A 21,087-nucleotide genomic window follows, 5' to 3' on the forward strand; every position below is an offset into this window, starting at 1 on the left:
CATTTTTCTTTTCCACGTTGTCTCCCTTGCTGCTTGCACATCGCCCACGGTCGGGCGCCAAACGGCCGCAGTGTATGTACGGCCTTCGTGCAAATGCGCTTGTGATTTCCCGGACGAAACACAGCGTTGGCAGAGCAACAAAAAAGAACGGCGGCCCGAAGGCCGCCGTGTCGAAGAACGCAGGTCAGGTCAACCTGCGCGCCGCTGCCCGGCAAGACGCCGCACCACCGTCACCAGGCGGTCCACCTCGTCGAAGGTGTTGTAGAACGCGAGCGACGGCCGCACCGTCGTCTCGACACCGAAGCGCCGCAGGATCGGCTGCGCGCAGTGGTGACCGGTGCGCACCGCGATGCCTTCGTCGTTCAGCGCATGGCCCACCTCTTCGGTGGTGTAGCCGTCGAGCACGAAGGACATCACGCTCGCCTTGTCGGCCGCGGTGCCGATCAGTCGCACGCCCGGGATCGCACCGAGCTGCTGCATGCCGTACACGAGCAGGTCGTGCTCGTAGCGCGCGATGTTCTCGATGCCGACCTTGTTGACGTAATCGATTGCGGCGCCCAGGCCAACGGCATCGGCGATGTTGCCGGTACCGGCCTCGAACTTGTTCGGGATCGGCTGGAACACGGTCTTCTCGAAGGTCACATCGGCAATCATGTTGCCGCCGCCCTGCCACGGGGGCATGTCTTCGAGCACTTCGCGTTTGCCCCAGACCACGCCGATGCCGGTCGGGCCGAACACCTTGTGGCCGGAGAACACGAAGAAGTCGGCGCCGATGTCCTGCACGTCCACCCGCATGTGCGAGACCGACTGCGCGCCATCGACCAGCGCCTTGGCGCCGGCACGATGGGCCAGCTCGACGATCTCCTTCACCGGCACGACCGTGCCCAGCGCGTTGGAGACCTGCGTGACGGTAACGATCTTCGTGCGATCGTTCAGCAGCTTGCGGTATTCGTCGAGCAGCACCTGGCCGGAGTCGTCCACCGGGATCACGCGCAGCTTCGCGCCCTTGGCGGCGGCAAGCTGCTGCCAAGGCACGATGTTGGCGTGGTGCTCGAGGTTGGAGACGATGATCTCGTCGCCCTCGCCCACGTGCTGGCCGCCCCAGCTCTTGGCCACGAGGTTGATCGCCTCGGTGGTGCCGCGCACGAAGATCACCTCTTCGACTTCGGGTGCGTTGATGAACTTGCGCACACGCTCCCGTGCGCCTTCGTACGCATCGGTGGCACGCGCAGCGAGTTCATGCGCCGCGCGATGGATGTTCGAGTTCTCGTGTTCGTAGAAGTACGCGATGCGGTCGATGACCGACTGCGGCTTGTGCGTGGTGGCCGCGTTGTCGAACCACACGAGCTGCTTGCCGTTGACGCGCTCCTGCAGGATCGGGAAATCGCGGCGCACGGCGTTGACGTCGAACGGCGGATGCTGGCCGCTGCCAGCGAGCGGCACGGCGTCAGGGCCGCGCGGGTCCGGCTTGGCCGGCGTGACGAAGCCACTGGGCAAGCGCACCGCATCGACGAAGTAGAACTGCGCGTCGCGACCTGCCGGTGCAGACGGCGGGCTAGGTGGCAATGCGGGTTGAGCGGCCGGCGCCGCCAGCCCCGCGAACGGGTCGTGAACCGCGAAGCCATCGCTGGCACCGGCCGTCGGATGCCCGTAGCTGTTGTTCAGAAAGTAGAACGGCGATGCTGCCGTCTGCGGCGATGCCGGTGCGCCCAGCTGCTGTGGCACACCGAGCACCGTGCCGCCCGAACGCGGCTCGAAAGCCGGCGCGACCGAGAACACCGTGTCCGGCACGCCGTTGCCCGCCACCGCATGCGGCAGCAAGGCCGGCGCGCGGTTCGCGAGAGAAGGCAATTGCGTCGGCGATGCGGGCAGCACGTTGGCGCCCGGAATCTGCCCTTGCGGAATCGGCGTGCCCGGCACGCTGGGTCCGAAGCCGGCGGGACTCACGAGGGGCGAGCCCGGCGGTGCGATGTTGGACGGGAACTGCGCGCCCGGCACCAGCCCGCTCGCCACGCCGGGCAACGAGGTCGGCGGCGTGCCCGGCAAATAGGCAGGTGCCGTGCCCGGCAACGCGGAGAACATGGCGCTCGCCATGCGAGCGAGGATGGCCGGATCGAACGGCGCCTCGCCCGGAGTCGTGGGTGTGCTCACCGCGGCTTACTTGTAGGTGTCGGGATAGTCGTGGTACTTGCCGATCTCGACGTCGTCGAGCACCGCCAGCGCATCGGTGGTCAGCACCGCGAGCGAGCAATACAAGGAGATCAGGTACGACGCAATCGCATGGTTGTTGATGCCCATGAAACGCACCGACAGCCCCGGACTCTGTTCGCCCGAGAGGCCCGGCTGGAACAGGCCCACCACGCCCTGGCGCTTGTCGCCCACGCGCAGCAGGAGGATCTTGCTCTTGCCATCGGCCACCGGCACCTTGTTCGACGGAATCAGCGGAATGCCGCGCCAGGTGATGAATTGCGAACCGAAGAGGCTCACGGTCGGCGGCGGCGTGCCGCGGCGCGTGGCCTCACGGCCGAAAGCGGCAATGGCGAGCGGGTGCGTGAGGAAGAACGCGGGCTCCTTCCACACCTTGGTCAGCAGTTCGTCGAGGTCGTCAGGCGTGGGCGCGCCAGTCAGCGGGAAGATGCGCTGCTCTTCGCTCACCTGGGCCAGCAGGCCGTAGTCGGGGTTGTTGATGAGCTCGCTCTCCTGGTTCTCCTTGATCGTCTCGATCGTGAGGCGCAGCTGCTCCTTGATCTGGTCGTGCGGGCTGCTGTAGAGGTCGGAGATTCGGGTGTGCACGTCGAGCACGGTGCTCACGGCATTGAGGTAGTGCTCGCGCGGGTTTTCTTCGTAATCCACGAAGGTGCGCGGCAGCTGGTTTTCTTCTTCGCGCGAAGTGCAGGTGACCTTGATCGACTCGGGGTTCTTGACCTTGTTGACACGGTAGATGCCCGCTTCCACCGGCACCCATTGCAGGAGGTGCGTCAGCCAGCGCGGGCTGATGGTCTCGAGCTGGGGAACTGTCTTGGTGGCGTTGGCTAGCTGGCGTGCGGCGTTGTCGCCAAGGGCGGTGGTACCACCGACTGTTGCGCTCATGTATTCAAGCTCCGTGAAAAGGTAGGCAGGGGATAAGAAGAAACTGGTCGCCAGTGTCCGGGCGCCAAGGGTTTCCCCTCAACAGGCTATAGCCGCCAAGTTGATCCGCCTTGCAAGGCGCGATTGCTCCAGCTGCTCACAGCGCGCGAGCAGGTTCACGATGTTGATGCCGAGCGCGGTCGCGAGCTTCTGCGCGGTGACGATCGACGGAATCACGCGGCCGCGTTCGACCTCGCCCACATACGAGCGATTGAGGTCCGAGCGCTCTGCGAGCTGCTCCTGCGACCAGCCGTTCGCCTCGCGCAGCTGGCGCACGGTCACGCCGAAATCTTCGACAAAGGCTTTCATGGTGCGCTCGCTTTCGGTGCGTTCTGCAAACTGGCCTGGGTCACGCTCGCGCCCGGCTTCACGTCGTCGGTGATCCACACATTGCCGCCGATGACGGCGCCTTTCCCCAGCGTCACGCGCCCGAGGATGGTTGCGCCCGCATAGATGACCACGTCGTCCTCCACCACCGGATGCCGCGGCAGGCCCTTCTGCAGGTTGCCCTCGGTGTCGGTGGGAAAGCGCTTGGCCCCGAGCGTCACGGCCTGGTAGAGCCGCACGCGCTTGCCGATGACCGCCGTCTCGCCGATCACGACGCCCGTGCCGTGGTCGATGAAGAAGCCCGCGTCGATCTGCGCGCCGGGATGGATGTCGATGCCCGTCTGCCCGTGCGCGAGTTCGGCAACGATGCGCGCGAGCAGCGGCAGGCCCAGCTTGTAGAGCGCGTGCGCGAGGCGGTGATGGATCATCGCGAGCACGCCCGGATAGCACAGCAGCACCTCGTCGACGCTACGCGCGGCCGGGTCGCCCTGGTAGGCGGCTAGCACGTCGCTGTCGAGCAGGCGGCGCAGGCCCGGCAGTGCGTTCGCGAACTGGCGCACGGCTTCGGTGGCCGCGTCGTCGATCTCGCTCGCGGGGCGCGGCTCGAGGCGCGCATTGAAATTGAGTTCCAGCCGTGCCTGCACCAGGAGCGCCTGCAACGCGGCGTCGAGCGTGTGTCCGACGTAGAAGTCTTCGCTCTCGTGGCGCAGATCCGGCGGACCGAGCCGCATCGGAAAGAGCGCGCCTTTCAGCGACTCCACGATCTGCGTGAGCGCATCGCGCGACGGAAACTCGCGCGCCCCGGGCTCTCGCGAGCGCCGTTGTGAATCGCGCCACTCGTCACGCACGCCATGCAGCGCGCGCACGATGTCGCTTACCTCGAAATGGGCCATGTGTTTTTTCCTCCCTTGAATGTCTTGTGCGAATTCTTCTGCCGGGTATGACTCAGTCCTGCACCCAGGGCAGTTTGTGGAATCGCCAACCGTCCGCACCACCGCGGTGCTGATGCGCATCGATCTCGCCCTCGAAGCCTTCGAGCACGTTGAAAACGTGGGTGAAGCCGGCCTTTGCGGCCGCCTCCGCGGCCAGCGCGGAGCGCTTGCCGCTGCGGCACAGCAGCAGCGCGACGGCGTCCTTGCCGCCCTCCTTGGCGAGCTTGGCTTCGAGCTCGCGCACGAAACGGGGATTGCGGGTGAGCGCGGTGCCGGTGGCCCAGGCCACGTGCAGGCTCTCGGGCACATGGCCGACGAACTTGCGTTCCTCGCCCGAGCGCACGTCGACCAGCACGGCCTGGCCCTTCTGGACCAGGTCCCAGGCCACCGTCGGCGTCACGCCGCCGGCATAGGGCCAGTTGTTCTCGGCGGCTTTGGCGCGCGCCTGTTCAAGTGCTTCGGGCAAGACGACTTCTGCGAGTTCTTCAACTTCCACTGACATGCTGTGCGGCTCCTGTTGTGCGTTGGAATTCGCCTTTGATGGCGATAACCACCACTTTAGGAGCGCCGTCCGGAAGCTCAAACGACTGAAAAGTCGATTCCTAACAACCGGGCGTTGTATAGCGCGATGTTGTGTGTTCTATGAGGCGGTTGCGGCTTCGGCCGCGCGTACGGCGGGCGCCGTCAAGTCGACGCTCTTCGCACCGTCCACGCCGTACGGCACGTCGCCCGCAACTGTCACCCGGCGCACCACCCGGTGCTGATCGCCGTAGTCGTTGATCGCGTAGTGCTGCGTGGCACGGTTGTCCCAGATCGCGACGTCGCCCTGCGTCCAGCGCCAACGCACCGTGTTCTCGAGGCGATGCACATGGCTTTGCAGCACGCTCAGCAAGTGATTGGAGTCATAAGTCGAATGGCCGAGCAGCCGCTTCACGAAGTGGCCCAGCACGAGGCTGCGCTCGCCGGTCTCGGGGTGCACGCGCACCACCGGATGCTCGGCTTCGAGGAGGCGCCGGGTGAACACCTCCTTGTAGCGCTTCACGCCCTCGTCGGCCAGGTCGGCGGGCTGCCGCGAGGCGGCGTAGTCGTAGTCGTTGCCATGCACCGCGCGGAGACGATCGGCCAGCGCCTTCAGGTCGTCCGACAGGCTCTCGTAGGCGGCCACGGTGTTGGCCCAGACGGTGTCGCCGCCATAGGGCGGGATCACGACCGCACGCAGGATCGACACCTGCGGGTAAGCCACCTCGAAGGTCACGTCGGTGTGCCATGAATTGGCGCGTCCGCCGTGGCGCGAATCGAGCTCCAGCAGCTTGGTGCCGTCCCTCGAGGGCACGGTCGGGTGCGGCACCAGCTCGCCCCAGAGCCGGCCGAAAGCCTGTTGCTGGGCATCGTCCAGGTGCTGCTGACCGCGGAAGAACAGCACCTTGTGCTTGAGGAGCGCTGCCTTGATCGACCGGAACACCTCCGGCTGCAGTTCGCCCGAGAGCCGCACGCCGCGCACCTCGGCGCCGATGTGGCCGGCCTGCCGGACGATGTCGAGTTCGTTGTCTTGTGCAACGGCCGGGGGAGAAAGAACAGCGCTCATCGAAGGGTCCTCTTTGGGGTTGATTCCAAAGATTCTGTGAGGCGCCTTCCCGGGCCGGAAGGAAGCTGTTCGCAGCTCCTCATGCGCCATTCGACTAAGCCATGTTGGCTATATCGGCCTGCGCGAAACAAAGGCACAGTCGCGCGATGGATCACAAAGTCATCACCCTCATCAAGTGGCTCTTCCTGGCCATCGGGCTCCTGCTCCTGGTCGGCGCCATCTTCGTGGACCCCGAGGCCAAGCTCGCCCTGACGATCATGGGCGTGATCTTCGCGGGCATCGGCGGCGGCATCATCGCCTTCGGCCGCTGGAGCGCGCAGAAGGAAGCCGACCTGCGCCAGAACGGCCAGCTCATCGAGGCCGAGTTCCAGGAGGTCGAACTCAATGGCAGCCTCGAGGTGAACGGCGAGCACCCCTACCGCATCGTCGCCAGATGGCACGACACCTCGAACAACCGGCTGCACGTGTTCCGCAGCGCCAACCTCTGGTTCGATCCGACGGACTACGTGCAGGAATGGATTCCGGTCTACATCGATCGGAACAACCCGAAGCGCTATCACATGGAAACGTCGTTCTTGCCCAAGCTGCAGTGACGTAAAAAAACCCGGCGCCACAAGGACGCCGGGTTGGTCGCAATCGCCCGAGGGTCCTTCAGAGCTTCGCGATCGAAACCTCGGTCGACTTCACGAGCGCGACCACGTCGGAGCCGACCTTCAGTTGCAGCTCATCGATCGAGCGCGTGGTGATGACCGAGGTCACGATGCCCCAGGCGGTTTCGACATCGACTTCGGAGACGACGTCGCCGCGGATGATTTCGCGGACCTTGCCCTTGAACTGGTTGCGCACGTTGATGGCTTGGATGGACATGATGGTTTCTCTTTCAGGTTGAATAAATGAAGCAATGAGGAATGAGGAGATCAGACGATCTCCGCCACGTCGTCGAAGGCGAGCCGTGGCCCACGCTCGAAGGTGCCGGCGTGATCGGCCACGCCGAGATTCACGAGGAAGTTGGCCCGATAGCGGCCGTCGGGGAAGAAGGCCTTGTCGACCAGCTCCGCGTTGAAGCCCGACTGCGGCCCGGCGTCCAGGCCGAGCGAGCGCGCCGCCAGGATCAGATAGGCGCCCTGCAGGCTGCTGTTGCGAAAGGCCGTGGCCTGTGCGGCCTCGGCGCTTTTCTCGAAGAAGGGCTTGGCGTCGTAGGCCGGGAACTGCGTAGGCAGGTGCTCATAGAAACGCGTGTCGTGCGCCACGATCACCGTCACGCCGGCCGCCAGCGTCTGCGCCGTGTTGCCTGACGAAACCGCGGGCTTGAGCTTCGCCTTGCCCTCCTCGCTGCGCACGAACACATAGCGCCCGGGCTGCGCGTTGTAGGCGGTCGGACCCCACTTCACGAGGTCGTAGAGCTTGTGGATCAGCTCGTCGGTGACGGGCACCGGCTTGAAGGCGTGCACGGTGCGCGCCTTGCGGAACAGCTGGTCGAGTGCCGCTTCGGGAATGGCGTTGAGTGTTGTCATGGCTTTACGTTCCGTCGAAGCGTTCAGGACGCGGCGGCCAGCGCGAGGTCGAGGTCTGCGATCAGGTCGTCGATGTGCTCGATGCCGACCGACAGCCGCACCGTGTCTTCCGTCACCCCGGCCTTCGCCAGTTCTTCGGGCGACAACTGCCGGTGCGTGGTCGAAGCCGGGTGCGTCGCCAGCGAGCGCACGTCGCCGATGTTCACGAGCCGCGTGAAGAGCTTCAACGCATCGAGGAATTTCGCGCCGCCTTCACGGCCGCTGCCGATGCCGAAAGTCAGCACGCCGCTGGACTTGCCGCCGAAGTACTTCTGCGCCAACGCGTAGTCCGGGTGGTCTTCGAGCGCTGCGTAGTTGACCCAGTTCACGGCCTTGTGCGCCTTCAAGTGCTGCGCCACCTTGAGCGCATTGCTGCTGATGCGGTCCATGCGCAGCGCCAGCGTCTCGATGCCCTGCAGGATCAGGAAGGCGTTGAACGGCGAGATGGCCGCGCCCGTGTTGCGCAGCGGCACCACGCGCGCACGGCCGATATACGCGGCCGGGCCCAGCGCCTCGGTGTAGACCACGCCGTGATAACTCACGTCGGGCTCGTTCAGGCGCTTGAAGCGCGCCTTGTGCTCGGCCCACGGGAACTTGCCCGAATCGACGATGGCACCGCCGATGCTGGTGCCGTGGCCGCCCAGGTACTTGGTGAGCGAGTGCACCACGATGTCGGCGCCATGCGCGATGGGCCGGCTCAGGTACGGCGAAGGCACGGTGTTGTCCACGATCAGCGGCACGCCGTGGCGGTGGGCGATCTCGGCGATGGCCGCAATGTCGGTCACGTTGCCCGCGGGGTTGCCGAGCGACTCGACGAACACCGCCTTGGTCTTGTCGTCGAAGAGCTTTTCGAAGCTGCTCGGATCGCGGTGGTCCGCAAAGCGCGTGGTGATGCCGAACTGCGGCAGCGTGTGCGCAAAGAGGTTGTAGGTGCCCCCGTAGAGCGCGGTGCTGCTCACGATGTTGTCGCCGGCTTCCGCGATGGTCTGGATCGCATAGGTCACGGCCGCCTGGCCCGAGGCCAGCGCGAGCGCCGCGATGCCGCCTTCGAGCGCAGCCACGCGCTGCTCCAGCACGTCCTGCGTCGGGTTGTTGATGCGGGTGTAGATGTTGCCCGGCACCTTCAGGTCGAACAGGTCTGCGCCGTGCTGCGCGCTGTCGAAGGCGTAGGCCACGGTCTGGTAGATCGGCGGCGCGACGGCGCGGGTGGTCGGCTCGGGCGAGTAGCCGGCGTGCACCGACAGGGTTTCGAATTTCCAGTTCTGCGACATGGGGACTGCCTTTCGGGAAAAGAGGAAGGAAGACTCAGATCGCCCAGCGCAGTGCGTGCGCGGGTGTTCCGAGCCAGCTGGCGTCGGCGCTGCTTTCGGCCTCTTCGGGAGTTCCGGGCTTTTGCAGCACCCTGTCGAGGATGCGTTTTTCGATGGCCGCGAAGGCCGGGTCGCCCTGCGAGCGCGGGCGTGCGAGAGCGATGTTTTCGTCGAGCGCGATACGGCCGTCTTCGATCAGGATCACGCGGTCCGCCAGCGCCACGGCTTCCTGCACGTCGTGCGTCACCAGCAAGGCGGTGAAGCGATGGCGCTGCCAGAGGTTCTCGATGAGCCGGTGCATCTCGATGCGGGTGAGCGCGTCGAGCGCGCCCAGCGGCTCGTCCAGCAGCAGGAGGCGCGGGTGGTGCACCAGCGCCCGTGCGAGCGACACGCGCTGGCGCTGTCCGCCCGACAGGCGCGCCGGCCATTCGTTCTCGCGGTCGGCCAGACCCACCTGCGCGAGCACTTCCTTGCCGCGCGGCTTGGCGTCGTTCGACAGGCCCAGCGTCACGTTGTCGAGCACGCGGCGCCAGGGCAGCAGGCGCGCCTCCTGAAACATGATGCGGGTGTCGTCGTGCAGGCCGTTCACGGCCTTGCCATCGGTGTAGAGACCACCGGAGGTCGCTTCTTCCAGGCCGGCAATCAGCCGCAGCAGCGTGCTCTTGCCGCAACCGCTGCGCCCCACGATGGCGATGAACTGGCCGGGCTCGATGGTGAGCTTGGTGTTGCGCAGCACGTCCCGCGTGCCGTAGCGCTTGTGCAGGCCGCGCGCTTCGAGGCGCACGCCGCCAGCGATGGCCTGGGCCTGGGGTTGGATGTCTTTCAGAACGGCACTCATGGCTTCAGGCTCCGGGTTTGAACAGCGCGACGTCGAGCGCATTGAGTTTTCGGGGCAGCAGCTTCTCGCCGAAGAAGGCATCGGCGATGCGCTGCTGCTCGGTCAGGCCGTCGGCCACGACCGGGCGCACCGCGTAGCTGCGGCGGCTGTTGGCTTGTTCGATGGTGGCGGCGTCCAGGCCCCACACCGGGGACAGCAGCGCGGCGGCCTCCTTCGGGTTCTGCTTGACCCACTTGCCGGTCTTCTCGAGTTCGGCGTAGACCACGCGCAGCACATCGGGCCGCGCCTTCGCGAACTTGGTGCTCGCAAGGTAGTAGCGCTGGTACGACGCGATGCCTGCGCCGTCGGCCAGCACGCGCACCTTCGACTGGTGCTGCGCCGCGGCGAGGAACGGGTCCCACACGACCCATGCGTCGATCGCGCCCTTCTCGAAAGCGGCGCGCCCGTCTGCGGGCGTGAGGTAGGCGGGCACGATGTCCTTGAACGAAAGCCCGGCCTTCTCCAGTGCGGCGATCAGCAGGTAATGCGCGCCGGCCGCCTTCGCGAAGCCGACCTTCTTGCCCTTCAGGTCGGCCACGGTCTTGATCGGCGAGTCTTCGCGCACGACGATGGCCTGCGCAGCGGGCGACGGCGCTTCCTGCGCGATGAAGGTCAGTTCGGCACCAGCGGCCTGTGCGAACACGGGCACCGTGTCGGCCACGTCGGCGCTGATGTCGAGGTTGTCCAGGTTCAGCGCTTCGAGCAGCGGCAGGCCGCTGGTGAACTCGTGCCAACTCAGCGTGGCGTTGAGCGGCGCGAGCTGCTTCTCCAGCGTGCCCTGGGCCTTCAGCAACGCCGTCAGCGTCGACGACTTCTGGTAGCCGAAGCGCACGGCGACGGGTCGCGGCGCAACGCCCTGTGCCCACACGGCACCGGCGCCGAGCGCACCCAGCGTGGCGATGACCGCGCGGCGGGAAATGGAGTGGTTGTTCATCTGCCCTGCCCTCACTTCGGCTTCTTCTGGTAGCCGGGATGCCAGCGCAGCCACCATTGCTCCAGGCCGCGCGCGAACAGGTCGGCCAGCTTGCCGAGCAGCGCATACAGGAGGATGCCCACCAGCACGATGTCGGTCTGCAGGAACTCGCGGGCGTTCATCGTGAGGTACCCGATGCCGGCCTGCGCCGAGATGGTCTCGGCCACGATCAGGATCACCCACATGAGGCCCAGCGAGAAGCGCAGCCCCACGAGGATCGACGACAGCGCGCCCGGCAGGATCACCTCGCGGTACAACTGCCAACGGCTGAGGCCGTAGGTGCGGCCCATCTCGATCAGTTGCGGATCGACGTTGCGGATGCCGTGGAAGGTGTTGAGGTAGATCGGAAAGAACACCGACACCGAGATCAGGAACAGCTTGGCCGATTCATCGATGCCGAACCACAGGATGACGAGCGGAATCAGCGCGAGCGCGGGGATGTTGCGCACCATCTGGATGGTCGAGTCGAGCAGCGTCTCGGCGAACTTCACCGAGCCCGTGAGCAGGCCCAGCGCCAGTCCGGCGCCGCCACCGATGGCCAGGCCCGCGAGCGCACGGCCCGCACTGACCTTCACATGCGTCCAGAGTTCGCCGGACACGGTGAGAGACCACGCGGCCTTGACCACGTCCACCGGTGCCGGCAGCACGCGCGTCGACAGCCAGCCGAGCGACGAGGCGATCTGCCAGAACACGATAAGCCCCACCGGCACGAGCCAGGGAACGAGGCGGCCCGCGACGTTGAGGCCGAAGGCCTTGAAAGCGTTGCCGGTCGCGGCATCGGAAGCGGTCGAAGCCACAGGAAGCTCCTGCACTTGTTCAGTCATGAGGATTCCTTGTTCAGCTTTGCGAGACGAGGCGCGAAGGTGCGTCGAGGTTGGCGACGACCTCGCCGAACGGACCGCTCAACGAACCGCCGGCCAGCCGCGCCTGCGCCTTGCGCGAAAGCAGCGGGAACACCAACTCGGCGAAGCGATAGGCCTCTTCGAGGTGCGGGTAGCCCGAAAGAATGAATTTGTCGAGGCCGAGCGCCGCGTACTCCTCGATGCGCGCAGCGACGGTCTTGGCGTCGCCCACGAGCGCCGTGCCGGCACCGCCGCGCACGAGCCCCACGCCGGCCCACAGGTTCGGGGAAATTTCCAGCTCGGCGCGCGAGCGCTTCGCACCACCCGCATGCAGCGCGGCCATGCGGCGCTGGCCTTCGGAGTCCATGCGCGCGAAGGCGGCCTGGGCGCGGATGACGGTGTCGTCGTCCACGCGGCTGATCAGTTCCTCGGCGGCCTTCCAGGCGGCGTCTTCGGTCTCGCGCACGATCACGTGCAGGCGAATGCCGAACTCGACACGGCGGCCTTGCTTCTCGGCACGGGCGCGCACGTCGGCGATCTTCTTCGACACTTCGGCCGGCGGCTCGCCCCACGTCAGGTATGCATCGACCTGCTCTGCCGCGAGGTCGTGCGCGGCAGCCGACGAGCCGCCGAACCACACGGGTGGGTACGGCGTCTGCACCGGCGGATACAGCAGCTTGGCCCCCTTCACGCTCAGGTGCCTGCCTTCGAAGTCGTAGCCCTGGCCGTCGTGGCTGCGCGCGAGGATCTCGCGCCAGATTCGGATGAATTCCGCCGACTGCTCGTAGCGCGATGCGTGGTCCAGGTACACGCCGTCGCCTTCGAGCTCGGCCTGGTCACCACCGGTCACGAGGTTCACGAGCAGGCGTCCGCCCGAGAGGCGGTCGAAGGTTGCGGCCATGCGCGCAGCCAGGCTCGGCTGGTGCAGGCCCGGGCGCACGGCGACCAGGAACTTGAGCTTCTTCGTCGAGCCGATGAGGCTGGAGGCGATCACCCACGGGTCTTCGCAAGAACGGCCGGTGGGAATCAGCACACCTTCGTAGCCGAGGTTGTCGGCCGCGCCGGCGATCTGCTGCAGGTAGGCCAGGTCGACGGGGCGCGCGCCTTCGCTCGTGCCGAGGTAGCGGCTGTCGCCGTGCGTGGGGAGGAACCAGAAGATCTGCATCACGCGACTCCCGCGCCGGCGGCTTCGAGCACGTTGATCTTCCTGGGGATCAGCTTGAGTTCGAAGAAGGTATCGGCGATCTTTTGCTGCTCGGCCAGGATGGCCTTGGTGATCGGTGTGATGCCGTAAGGCGTGCGGGCCGTGGTGATATCGGCCACCGGCTTGGGCAGGCCCCACAAGGCAGCCAGTTCGGCAGCGAGTTCGCCCTTGTTCGCGGAGCCCCAGGCTTCGATCTTGTTGATCTCTTCGACCGCGATGGCGATCACGTCGGCATTCTTCGCCACGTAGTCGAGCGACGAGAAGTAGTAGGCCCGGTTGCCCACCACGCCCGTGGCGTCGGCGAGGATGCGCGCATCGAGCGCCTTCTCCGCGGCGGCCAGGAACGGGTCCCAGATCACCCAGGCATCGACCGAGCCCTTTTCGAAGGCGGCGCGTGCATCGGCCGGCGGCAGAAAAGCCACGTTCAGGTCGGCATACGAGAGGCCGTGCTTCTCGAACAGCTTGACGATGAAGTAGTGGACGTTCGAGCCCTTGTTGAGCGCGATCTTCTTGCCCTTGAGGTCGGCAACGGTCTTGATGGCGGAGCCCTTGGGCACCAGCACGGCCTCGGCCTGCGGACGGTGCTGCGTGGCGGCCACGTAGGCCAGCGGCGCACCGGCGGCCTGCGCGAAGATGGGCGGCGCTTCGCCGACATCGCCGAAGTCGATCGAGCCGACATTGAGCGCTTCGAGCTGCACCGGGCCGGCCGTGAACTCGGTCCACTTGACCGTGACGCCCAGCGGCGCAAGCCGCTTCTCGAGCGTGCCGCGGCCCTTGAGGATGTTGAGCGTGCCCTTCTGGTTGCCGATGCGGAATTGGCGTGCGGGCGCCTGGGCCAGCGCGGCGAACGAAGGCAGCGCGATGGCTGCGGCGGCTGCGGCGCCCTGGATCAGGCGTCGTCGGGGAATGGAGATGCGGGTCATGGCGTGGTGCTCGAAAAATGAGGTTCAGGGCTGGGCCGCGACGACGGCGTCGCTGACCTTGATGGGCTTGGGAATGAGCTTCAGCGCGAAGAAGGTGTCGGCGATCTGCTGCTGGCCGGCCGCCACGGCGGGCGTGATCGGCTTCACGTTGAACTCGTAGCGGCGCAGCGCCAGCTCGACCACGTCGACCGGCAGGCCCTGCAGCGGCGCGATCTGCTCGGCCGCCTGGCGCAGGTTCTTCTTGAGCCAGATGCCCTGCTCCACCGAATCGGCGAAGAGCGCGTCGATGACCTTCGGGTTGTTCTTCACGAAGCCGCGCTCGCCCAGGTAGAACTGGTAGTTGTTGACCACGTCGGTGGTGCCACCCGTGCCATCCGCCAGCACACGGGCGCCGGTGGCTTTTTCGGCAGCGGCCTGGAACGGATCCCAGATCACCCACGCATCGACGTTCCTGCTCTCGAAGGCGGCGCGGCCGTCGGCCGGCGCGAGGTACACGGGCTGGATGTCGGAGAGCTTCAGGCCGTTCTTCTCTAGCTGCTTCACGAGCAGGTAGTGCACGTTGCTGCCCTTGTTGAGCGCGACCTTCTTGCCCTTCAGGTCGGCGACGGACCTGATGGGCGAATCTTTCGTGACCAGGATCGCCTCGGCGCGCGGCGCCGCCGGGTCGTAGCCGAAGTAGACGAACTTGGCCCCCGCGGCCTGCGCGAAGATGGGTGGCGCCTCGCCGACATAGCCCACGTCGACCGCGCCGACGTTCAGGCCTTCGAGCAGCTGCGGGCCGGCCGGAAACTCGACCCACTTCACTCCAAAGCCCAGCGGCGCGAGCTTCTTCTCGAGCGTGCCCTGCGCCTTCTGCAGCACGAAGAGGCTGGCGGATTTCTGATAGCCGATGCGCAGCTCGCCCTTGGGCTTGCCCTGGGCATGCGCCGAGGCGACGGAAATGAAGCTCACGATCAGCGCGATGGCGGCAACCACGACGGTGCTGATGGCGAGATCGCGCAAGGCCTGCCAGATCGAGCGGGGCGGTGCGTCGAACGCGGAGTCTTCGGTGGCAACGGGGTTCATGCGGGAGTTCCTTGGTGCAAAACTTCGGACAAAGCTATCCCTCAGCGGCCAACAGGCAGCTTTGGAGTCTTTCGAGAAACACCGAGGAACCGGCTTTGCCGGGCCTCAGGTGTTGCCCCCGGTAGGGGGTTGGCGAAGCGACACGAAGTGCGCGCAGCCTGGGGGCGAGCCCTCAAACACTACATCGCACGCGGGAGAACGGCACGGGCTCGAAGCCGTGTGTCGCTGGCAGCTTCAGGCCTTCGGTCGCAAGCACCTCGACGGCCTCGTTGAGTCGCTCGGCCAGGTCGTTGTGCACCTGGTAGGCGTTCTCGGGCGTCAATGCGATCTGCGAGTCGCTCGCGTAGACGCCCGGCAGGATGTGGCGCGCCGCCAGCGACTGCAGCACGGGCCGCAGCGCGTAGTCGAGCGCAAGCATGTGGTGGGGGCTGCCGCCGGTGGCCAGCGGCAACACGGTCTTGCCCTTGAGCGCGTTCTGCGCGAGCAGGTCCAGAAAGACCTTCAGCACGCCGCTGTAGGCCGCCTTGTAGACGGGCGTGGCCACCACGATCACGCGGGCCGCCGCCACCTGCGCAATGGCGCGTTCGATGGCCGGATGGGTCCATTCGGCGAGCAGCAGCGCCTGCGCGGGCAAGTCGCGGATAAAGAGCCGTTCGATGCGGGCATGGCGTTTGGCCAGTCGGTCGCCCACGGCCTCCAGCAAGGCGGTGGAGCGGGACGGGGCCGAGGGGCTGCCGGCGATCAGGAGAACGGACACTGGAGGCTTTCGGTTTTCTTCGGAAATTCAGGGCGTGCCGGGTCACGGCGCCCACGAAATGGGCACCCCGAGAGCCGGCCTGGCAGCGCGGGTTACTTTTGTTTTGTCGTGTAGATCTGGTCGAAGGAGGCACCGTCTGCAAAGTGCTCCTTGTCGGCCTTCGCCCAGCCGCCGAAGGCCTGGTCGATGGTCACCAGCGTGAGCTTGGGGAACTGCTTGTCGTACTTGGCCTTGGCCTTCTCCGACGTCGGGCGGTAGAAGTTGCGGCCTGCGATGTCCTGGCCTTCGTCGGAGTACAGGTACTTCAGGTACTCCTCGGCCACGGCGCGTGTGCCCTTCTTGTCGACGACCTTGTCGATCACCGACACGCTGGGCTCGGCCAGGATGGAGATGGACGGCACGACGATCTCGAACTTGTCCGGACCGAATTCCTTCAGCGCCAGGAAGGCTTCGTTTTCCCAGGCCAGCAGCACGTCGCCCACGCCGCGCTGCACGAAGGTGATGGTCGAGCCTCGCGCGCCGGTGTCCAGCACGGGCACATTCTTGAACAGGTTGCCGATGTATTCCTTGGCCTTGGCATCGCCGCCGTACTTGCGCTTGGCGAATTCCCAGGCGGCCAGGTAGTTCCAGCGGGCGCCGCCCGAGGTCTTGGGGTTGGGGGTGATCACCTGCACGCCGGGCTTGACCAGGTCGTCCCAGTCCTTCAGGCCCTTGGGGTTGCCCTTCTTCACCAGGAACACGATGGTCGAGGTGTAGGGGGCCGAATTGAGCGGCAGGCGCTTCTGCCAGTCGGCCTTGACCAGGCCGCCGTGGGTAACGAGCGCATCGATGTCGCCACCCAGTGCCAGCGTCGCCACGTCGGCATCGATGCCGTCGATGATCGAGCGGGCCTGCTTGCCCGAGCCGCCGTGCGACTGCTTGACGGTGACATCCTGGCCGGTCTTGGCCTTCCAGTACTTGGCGAAGGCCTGGTTGTAGTCCACGTAGAGCTCGCGCGTCGGGTCGTACGACACGTTCAGCAGCGTCACGGGCCCCTTGGCGGCGGCCGCGCCTTGCTGGGCGAACGTCGGCAACGCCGAGAGGGCCATGGCGCCGGCCACGCCGGCACCCAGGGAAAGCTTGATAAAGTCGCGGCGAAGGCTCATGGTGTCTTGCTCTAAAAAGGCATATCAATGAAGCTGCGTATTCTCAATACGACATATAGAAACTGGAACGACCAAGTTTTCAGTTCTAAATAGCGAAATCAACTAAGCGGACACGCTTACCCACTCAAGAGGCAAAAAAATGGCACGCATGGTTCAGTGCATCAAGCTCGGCAAAGAGGCCGAAGGGCTCGACTTCCCGCCCTATCCCGGCGACCTGGGCAAGCGCCTGTGGGAAAACGTCAGCAAGGAAGCCTGGGCCGCCTGGCTCAAGCAACAGACCATGCTGGTCAATGAAAACCGGCTGAACCTGGCCGATCTGCGCGCCCGCCAGTACCTGGCGCGACAGATGGAAAAGCACTTCTTCGGCGAAGGCGCCGACGTGGCCCAGGGCTACGTGCCCCCTCCAGCGGCCTGAGCTTCACTGCCCGCCGTGACCGCTGAGCCAGTGGCCTGGCGTTCCGACGGCGTCCCTCGCAGCGAACGCTTCGACGACATCTATCACACCGAAACCGGGGCACTGGCGCAGGCTCGCCATGTATTCTTGGGCGGCTGTGGCCTGCCGCAAGCCTGGGCCGGGCAGCCGCAATGGCGGATTCTCGAGACCGGCTTCGGGCTGGGCCTCAATTTCCTGACAACCTGGCAGGCCTGGCGTGCGGACGCCGATCGGCCGCGGATGCTGCATTTCGTCTCGGTCGAGGCGCATCCGGTCGGCGCCGGCGATCTCTTGCGGGCCGCCGAGGCGTATCCGGAACTGGCGTCGCTGGCCCAGGAACTGGTCGGGCAGTGGCATGGGCTGCTGCCGGGCTTTCATCGCCTCGCCTTCGACGAAGGCCGCGTCCTGCTCACCCTGTGCATCGGCGACGTGCAGGCCATGCTGCGCGCCCAGCGCTTCGAGGCCGACAGCCTTTTTCTCGATGGCTTCAGCCCGCAGCAGAACCCGGCGATGTGGTCGCCCGACACGCTGAAGGCGGTGTCGCGCTTTGCCCGCCAAGGCACGGGCCTCGCCACCTGGACCTATGCGCGCGCGGTGCGGGATGCGCTCTCGCAGAACGGTTTCCAGCTCGAACGGCGCCAAGGCCTGCCGCCCAAACGCGACTGCCTCGGCGGCGTGTTCGCGCCGGCCTGGACGGTGCGGCGTCGCGGGCCAGTGCCCGAGCGGATCGCGACGCCGGGCCGCTGTGCAGTGATCGGTGCCGGTCTCGCGGGTGCTGCGGTGGCCGCGAGCCTTGCGCGGCGCGGATGGCGGGTCACGGTGCTCGATGCGGCCTCGCGTCCTGCCTCCGGCGCTTCCGGCCTGCCGGTCGGCGTGCTGGCGCCCCATGTGTCGCCCGACGACGCCCTGCTCTCGCGCCTCACGCGCGCGGGCATCCGCGCCACCTGGATCGAACTGGAACGACTGCTGCAAGAAGGCCGCGACTGGCGCGCCAGCGGCGTGCTGGAACGGCGGCCCGAAGGCGACACGCGCGTGCCTGCCGGCTGGAGCGACAGCGGCCCCAACGAATCGTGGTCCGCGAGTACCGGGCAGTTGGCCGCAGCCGGCCTGCCGGCCGACGCGCCTGCAATCTGGCATGGCCGTGCCGGCTGGGTGCGTCCGTCGCGGTTGATCGACGCCTGGTTGCGTGAGCCGGGTGTCGAGTTCCGCGGCAATGCCTCGGTGGCGCGGGCAGCCCGAAACGCCGACGGCTGGCAGCTGTTCGACGCGGCAGACCAGTTGCTGATCGCAGCGGACCGCGTGGTCGTCGCCGCCGGATTCGAGTCGGGCCGCTTCGCCCCGGAGCTGCCGCTGCAGCCGGTGCGCGGCCAGGTCGCGTGGGGCCATCTCAACGCTGGCGCCCTTCCGTCCACCCCGCTCAACGGTGACGGCCACCTGATCGCCCGTGTGCCCGATGCCGAAGAAGGCCCCCTGCTCTGGCTGGCCGGTGCCACCTTCGACCGCGACAGCACGGACCTCGCCGCGAACACCGACGACAGCACCGCGAACCGCGACCGCCTCGCCCGGCTGCACCCCGCAGCGGCCGCCGCACTGGCGCCCGCCTTCGAGCGCGGCGAAGTCAACACCTGGGTCGGTGTGCGCTGCGCCTCGGGCGACCGGCGCCCGCTGGTCGGCCCGTTGAGCGAAGCGGCGAGCGGCCTCTGGGCCTGCACCGCCTTGGGTTCGCGCGGCCTCAGCTTCGCGGCCCTGTGCGCCGAACTGCTGGCCGCCCAATGGCATGGCGAGCCGCTGCCATTGCCCGCCACGCTGGCCAAGGCGCTCGGCACGCAGCGCCTCTGAGCGATCCGCTCAGGCCGAGCCCGCAGCCCGCCAAGCCATCAGTAGCGCCATGCAGATCACCAGCACGAGGAAGTATTTGCGCAGCGCCCGCTCCTCGAGCCGCGTGGCAAGCCGCGCCCCCGCCGCCGTGCCGATCCACAGCCCGACGACGACAACCCCCAGCAACACCCACGGCAGCCCATCCCCCACGCTCGCATAGACGAACACTGCCGGTAGCGCCAGCGGAAGCACGTTGACCGCGAGGCTTACCGCCTGCGCCCGGTGCTGCGAATAGCGCAGCGCCACCGTCAGCAGCGCCGTGATGGCGAGCCCGCCGCCGATGCCGAGCAGGCCCGACGATGCGCCGGCCACCACGCCCACCAGTGCCAGCGCGACCACAGACCCGCGCGGCTCCGCGGGCAGGACCGCGTCCACGCCTTGCGGCGCAGGCGACTTCAGCACGACGAGCGCCACCAGCACCAGCAGGTAGCCCACGAACATCCAGCGCAGCGTCGCATCCGCCAGTTGGTTGGCGCCGCGCGCCCCGAGGTACGCGCCAGCCAGGAAGCCCAGCGAGATCCAGACCACCGTGCGCCACGACGCCCCGTGCCCCGACACGCGATAGCGCAGGAACCCCGCAAGACTGGTCGGCACCAGCTGCGCCGCGAGCGAGATCGCCTGCGCATCGTGCTGGCCCAGCCCCGGCATGAGCGCCAGCGCGGGCACCAGCGCCCCGCCAGGACTCACGCCCAGCAGCCCTGCCACCGCGCCCGAAAACACACCGATCGCCAGGCCGCCCAGCCACTGGAGGACGCTGAACGATTCGAGCATCGAAGGCCAGTCAGGCGCCGGCCTGCCCCGAAGGCGCCAGCAGGTGGTCGATCCGGCTGTCTCCATAGGTGCGCACCACCTCGGAGATCACCACCTTGTAGCCATCGAGCCAGTTCGACTGGGCCGCCTTGGCTTGCTGGTGCACCGGATGACGGATCAGTGCCTGCAGGTTGTCCAGGGAATCCCAGTAATAGACGTTCGACACCAGCCCGTTGCCCGTGTTCTCCCAGGTCTCCTCGCCCAGGTAGCCGGGCAGCGATTTCGCGGCTGCGGCGATGGTCTGGTCGAGGCGGTGGAACTCGTCGTCGAACTGCTTCTTGGCGAAGATGAAGGTGGCGGAATACATGGCAGCCGGAATCCCCTGGATGAACTGGATGGAGGACACGAAAGATCGAGCGGGCGCCGATTCTGCGGCATGCGGCCCGACAAACCACCACTTGCCGTGCGAACGCGTGAGAATGCCCCATGGCCATCCAGTACGACATCACGCACACCACCATCTATCGCTACAACAAGCCGGTCACCTTCGGTTTGCACCGGGTGATGTTCCGGCCCCGCGACAGCCACGACCTGCGCGTGCTCGCCACCGACCTGCAGGTGAGCCCCCAGGCCTTCACACGGCTCATTCAAGACCCGCATTCCAACTCCGTCGCGCTGGTGCAGCCGATGGGCGAAGCGACCGAGCTGCGCATCGTGTGCTCGTTCACCATCGAGCATGTGCCTGCCCAGCAAGACCAGCTCGCGCTCGATCCGGCCGCCGAATTCCTGCCCTTCGCCTACTCGGTGCAGGAGCGCCTGGACCTCGAACATTACCTGCGTCCGCACCATGAAGACGACGCCAGCGGCACGCTGATCCGCTGGGCGCACCAGTTCCTGCACAGCGACAAGCCCAACAACACGCGCGAAGTGCTCACGCGCATGAACGCGCACATCGGCCAGAGCCTCGAATACAAGGCGCGCGACGAAGAAGGCACGCAAACGCCGCTGGCCACGCTGGCGCTGGGCAGCGGCAGTTGCCGCGACTACGCGCTGCTGATGATGGAAGCCGCGCGCCGCCTGGGCATCGCGACCCGTTTTGTCTCCGGCTACCTCTACGACGCCGCACTCGACCGCGCGGCGCAGTCCCCGGGCGAGTCGATGACCGGCGCCGGCACCACGCACGCCTGGCTGCAGGCGTACCTGCCGGGCATCGGCTGGCTGGCGTTCGATCCGACCAACAACCTCATGGGCAGCGGGCAGCTCATCCGCGTGGGCGTCACGCGCGATCCGGCGCAGGCCGCGCCGATCTCGGGCAGTTGGTATGGGGACGCCGAGGCCTACGAAGGCCTGGAGGCGACGGTGGTGGTCACCCGCCGCAAGGGCTGATCTCTCCCAGAGGTTCTG

23 protein-coding genes are annotated in these 21,087 nt (G+C 66.8%); 4 read left to right on the top strand and 19 right to left on the bottom strand.

Annotated features, from left to right (window positions below; translation table 11 throughout):
* Positions 1-189 precede the first annotated feature (189 nt).
* The 6 genes from J2W23_RS24690 to J2W23_RS24715 form a co-directional block, all read right to left on the bottom strand.
* Complete coding sequence (locus J2W23_RS24690; RefSeq protein ID WP_373423986.1) at positions 190-2,094, bottom strand: family 2A encapsulin nanocompartment cargo protein cysteine desulfurase; 1,905 nt, start codon at positions 2,092-2,094, stop codon at positions 190-192.
* A gap of 63 nt (positions 2,095-2,157) precedes the next feature.
* On the bottom strand, positions 2,158-3,090 hold the full coding sequence (locus J2W23_RS24695) for a family 2A encapsulin nanocompartment shell protein (protein WP_042579703.1): 933 nt from the start codon (positions 3,088-3,090) through the stop codon (positions 2,158-2,160).
* Between the two features lie 78 nt (positions 3,091-3,168).
* Positions 3,169-3,438, bottom strand: a complete 270-nt coding sequence (locus J2W23_RS24700) for a helix-turn-helix domain-containing protein (RefSeq protein WP_013541111.1) — start codon at positions 3,436-3,438, stop codon at positions 3,169-3,171.
* A complete protein-coding gene (gene epsC / locus J2W23_RS24705; RefSeq protein WP_176657216.1) occupies positions 3,435-4,349 on the bottom strand; it encodes a serine O-acetyltransferase EpsC in 915 nt (304 codons plus the stop codon). Before epsC ends, J2W23_RS24700 begins: the two co-directional genes overlap by 4 nt.
* Positions 4,350-4,401: 52 nt before the next feature.
* Positions 4,402-4,890, bottom strand: coding sequence for a rhodanese-like domain-containing protein (locus J2W23_RS24710; RefSeq protein WP_307650624.1), 489 nt, complete (start codon positions 4,888-4,890; stop codon positions 4,402-4,404).
* A 138-nt stretch (positions 4,891-5,028) separates the two neighbouring features.
* Positions 5,029-5,973, bottom strand: coding sequence for a TauD/TfdA dioxygenase family protein (locus tag J2W23_RS24715; protein WP_176657214.1), 945 nt, complete (start codon positions 5,971-5,973; stop codon positions 5,029-5,031).
* Positions 5,974-6,119: 146 nt separating this feature from the next.
* Here J2W23_RS24715 and J2W23_RS24720 point away from each other — a divergent pair, with 146 nt between their 5' ends.
* Complete coding sequence (locus J2W23_RS24720; protein ID WP_176657213.1) at positions 6,120-6,566, top strand: hypothetical protein; 447 nt, start codon at positions 6,120-6,122, stop codon at positions 6,564-6,566.
* Positions 6,567-6,624: 58 nt separating this feature from the next.
* On the opposite strand, the gene J2W23_RS24725 is transcribed toward J2W23_RS24720, so the two are convergent.
* The 11 genes from J2W23_RS24725 to J2W23_RS24775 all read right to left on the bottom strand — a co-directional run bounded on the left by J2W23_RS24725 (position 6,625) and on the right by J2W23_RS24775 (position 16,622).
* Entirely contained in the window at positions 6,625-6,840 is a 216-nt protein-coding gene (locus tag J2W23_RS24725) for a TOBE domain-containing protein (protein WP_042579699.1), read from the bottom strand.
* Positions 6,841-6,890: 50 nt separating this feature from the next.
* The gene (locus tag J2W23_RS24730) at positions 6,891-7,487 is read right to left on the bottom strand and encodes a malonic semialdehyde reductase (protein ID WP_307650625.1); all 597 of its coding nucleotides are present in this window, start codon (positions 7,485-7,487) and stop codon (positions 6,891-6,893) included.
* A 23-nt stretch (positions 7,488-7,510) separates the two neighbouring features.
* Positions 7,511-8,797: an O-acetylhomoserine aminocarboxypropyltransferase/cysteine synthase family protein gene (locus J2W23_RS24735; RefSeq protein WP_307650626.1), complete on the bottom strand. Its 1,287-nt coding sequence runs from the start codon at positions 8,795-8,797 to the stop codon at positions 7,511-7,513.
* 34 nt (positions 8,798-8,831) lie between these two features.
* Entirely contained in the window at positions 8,832-9,674 is an 843-nt protein-coding gene (locus tag J2W23_RS24740; RefSeq protein ID WP_176657210.1) for an ATP-binding cassette domain-containing protein, read from the bottom strand.
* Between the two features lie 4 nt (positions 9,675-9,678).
* Positions 9,679-10,647: an aliphatic sulfonate ABC transporter substrate-binding protein gene (locus J2W23_RS24745; protein ID WP_307650627.1), complete on the bottom strand. Its 969-nt coding sequence runs from the start codon at positions 10,645-10,647 to the stop codon at positions 9,679-9,681.
* An 11-nt stretch (positions 10,648-10,658) separates the two neighbouring features.
* Positions 10,659-11,510 carry an aliphatic sulfonate ABC transporter permease SsuC gene (gene ssuC, locus J2W23_RS24750; RefSeq protein WP_176657208.1) on the bottom strand — a complete coding sequence of 284 codons (852 nt, stop codon included), beginning with the start codon at positions 11,508-11,510 and terminating at the stop codon, positions 10,659-10,661.
* Positions 11,511-11,523: 13 nt separating this feature from the next.
* Positions 11,524-12,693 (bottom strand): FMNH2-dependent alkanesulfonate monooxygenase, encoded by a 1,170-nt coding sequence (gene ssuD / locus J2W23_RS24755; RefSeq protein ID WP_307650628.1) that lies wholly within the window; start codon positions 12,691-12,693, stop codon positions 11,524-11,526.
* Positions 12,693-13,655 carry a sulfonate ABC transporter substrate-binding protein gene (locus J2W23_RS24760; protein WP_307650629.1) on the bottom strand — a complete coding sequence of 321 codons (963 nt, stop codon included), beginning with the start codon at positions 13,653-13,655 and terminating at the stop codon, positions 12,693-12,695. The genes ssuD and J2W23_RS24760 overlap by 1 nt, the downstream gene beginning before the upstream one ends.
* A gap of 24 nt (positions 13,656-13,679) precedes the next feature.
* Positions 13,680-14,720 carry a sulfonate ABC transporter substrate-binding protein gene (locus J2W23_RS24765; protein WP_307650630.1) on the bottom strand — a complete coding sequence of 347 codons (1,041 nt, stop codon included), beginning with the start codon at positions 14,718-14,720 and terminating at the stop codon, positions 13,680-13,682.
* A gap of 172 nt (positions 14,721-14,892) precedes the next feature.
* On the bottom strand, positions 14,893-15,477 hold the full coding sequence (gene ssuE, locus J2W23_RS24770) for an NADPH-dependent FMN reductase (protein WP_307650631.1): 585 nt from the start codon (positions 15,475-15,477) through the stop codon (positions 14,893-14,895).
* 92 nt (positions 15,478-15,569) lie between these two features.
* Complete coding sequence (locus J2W23_RS24775; RefSeq protein ID WP_307650632.1) at positions 15,570-16,622, bottom strand: sulfate ABC transporter substrate-binding protein; 1,053 nt, start codon at positions 16,620-16,622, stop codon at positions 15,570-15,572.
* 139 nt (positions 16,623-16,761) lie between these two features.
* On the opposite strand from J2W23_RS24775, the gene J2W23_RS24780 reads away from it, so the two are divergent.
* Positions 16,762-17,037, top strand: a complete 276-nt coding sequence (locus J2W23_RS24780; RefSeq protein ID WP_013541095.1) for an oxidative damage protection protein — start codon at positions 16,762-16,764, stop codon at positions 17,035-17,037.
* A gap of 15 nt (positions 17,038-17,052) precedes the next feature.
* Positions 17,053-18,894, top strand: a complete 1,842-nt coding sequence (mnmC, locus tag J2W23_RS24785; RefSeq protein ID WP_307650633.1) for an FAD-dependent 5-carboxymethylaminomethyl-2-thiouridine(34) oxidoreductase MnmC — start codon at positions 17,053-17,055, stop codon at positions 18,892-18,894.
* 9 nt (positions 18,895-18,903) lie between these two features.
* Here the strand turns inward: mnmC and J2W23_RS24790 are convergent, their stop codons facing one another.
* Both J2W23_RS24790 and J2W23_RS24795 read right to left on the bottom strand, forming a co-directional pair.
* The gene (locus J2W23_RS24790) at positions 18,904-19,770 is read right to left on the bottom strand and encodes a sulfite exporter TauE/SafE family protein (RefSeq protein WP_307650634.1); all 867 of its coding nucleotides are present in this window, start codon (positions 19,768-19,770) and stop codon (positions 18,904-18,906) included.
* Positions 19,715-20,050 (bottom strand): antibiotic biosynthesis monooxygenase family protein, encoded by a 336-nt coding sequence (locus J2W23_RS24795; RefSeq protein ID WP_307650768.1) that lies wholly within the window; start codon positions 20,048-20,050, stop codon positions 19,715-19,717. The genes J2W23_RS24790 and J2W23_RS24795 overlap by 56 nt, the downstream gene beginning before the upstream one ends.
* A gap of 119 nt (positions 20,051-20,169) precedes the next feature.
* Between J2W23_RS24795 and J2W23_RS24800 the strand changes: the two genes are divergently transcribed.
* The gene (locus tag J2W23_RS24800; protein ID WP_176657200.1) at positions 20,170-21,069 is read left to right on the top strand and encodes a transglutaminase family protein; all 900 of its coding nucleotides are present in this window, start codon (positions 20,170-20,172) and stop codon (positions 21,067-21,069) included.
* The last annotated feature ends 18 nt before the right edge of the window (positions 21,070-21,087 follow it).

The sequence above is a fragment of the Variovorax boronicumulans genome (assembly GCF_030812215.1).
Lineage (GTDB): Bacteria > Pseudomonadota > Gammaproteobacteria > Burkholderiales > Burkholderiaceae_C > Variovorax > Variovorax boronicumulans_C.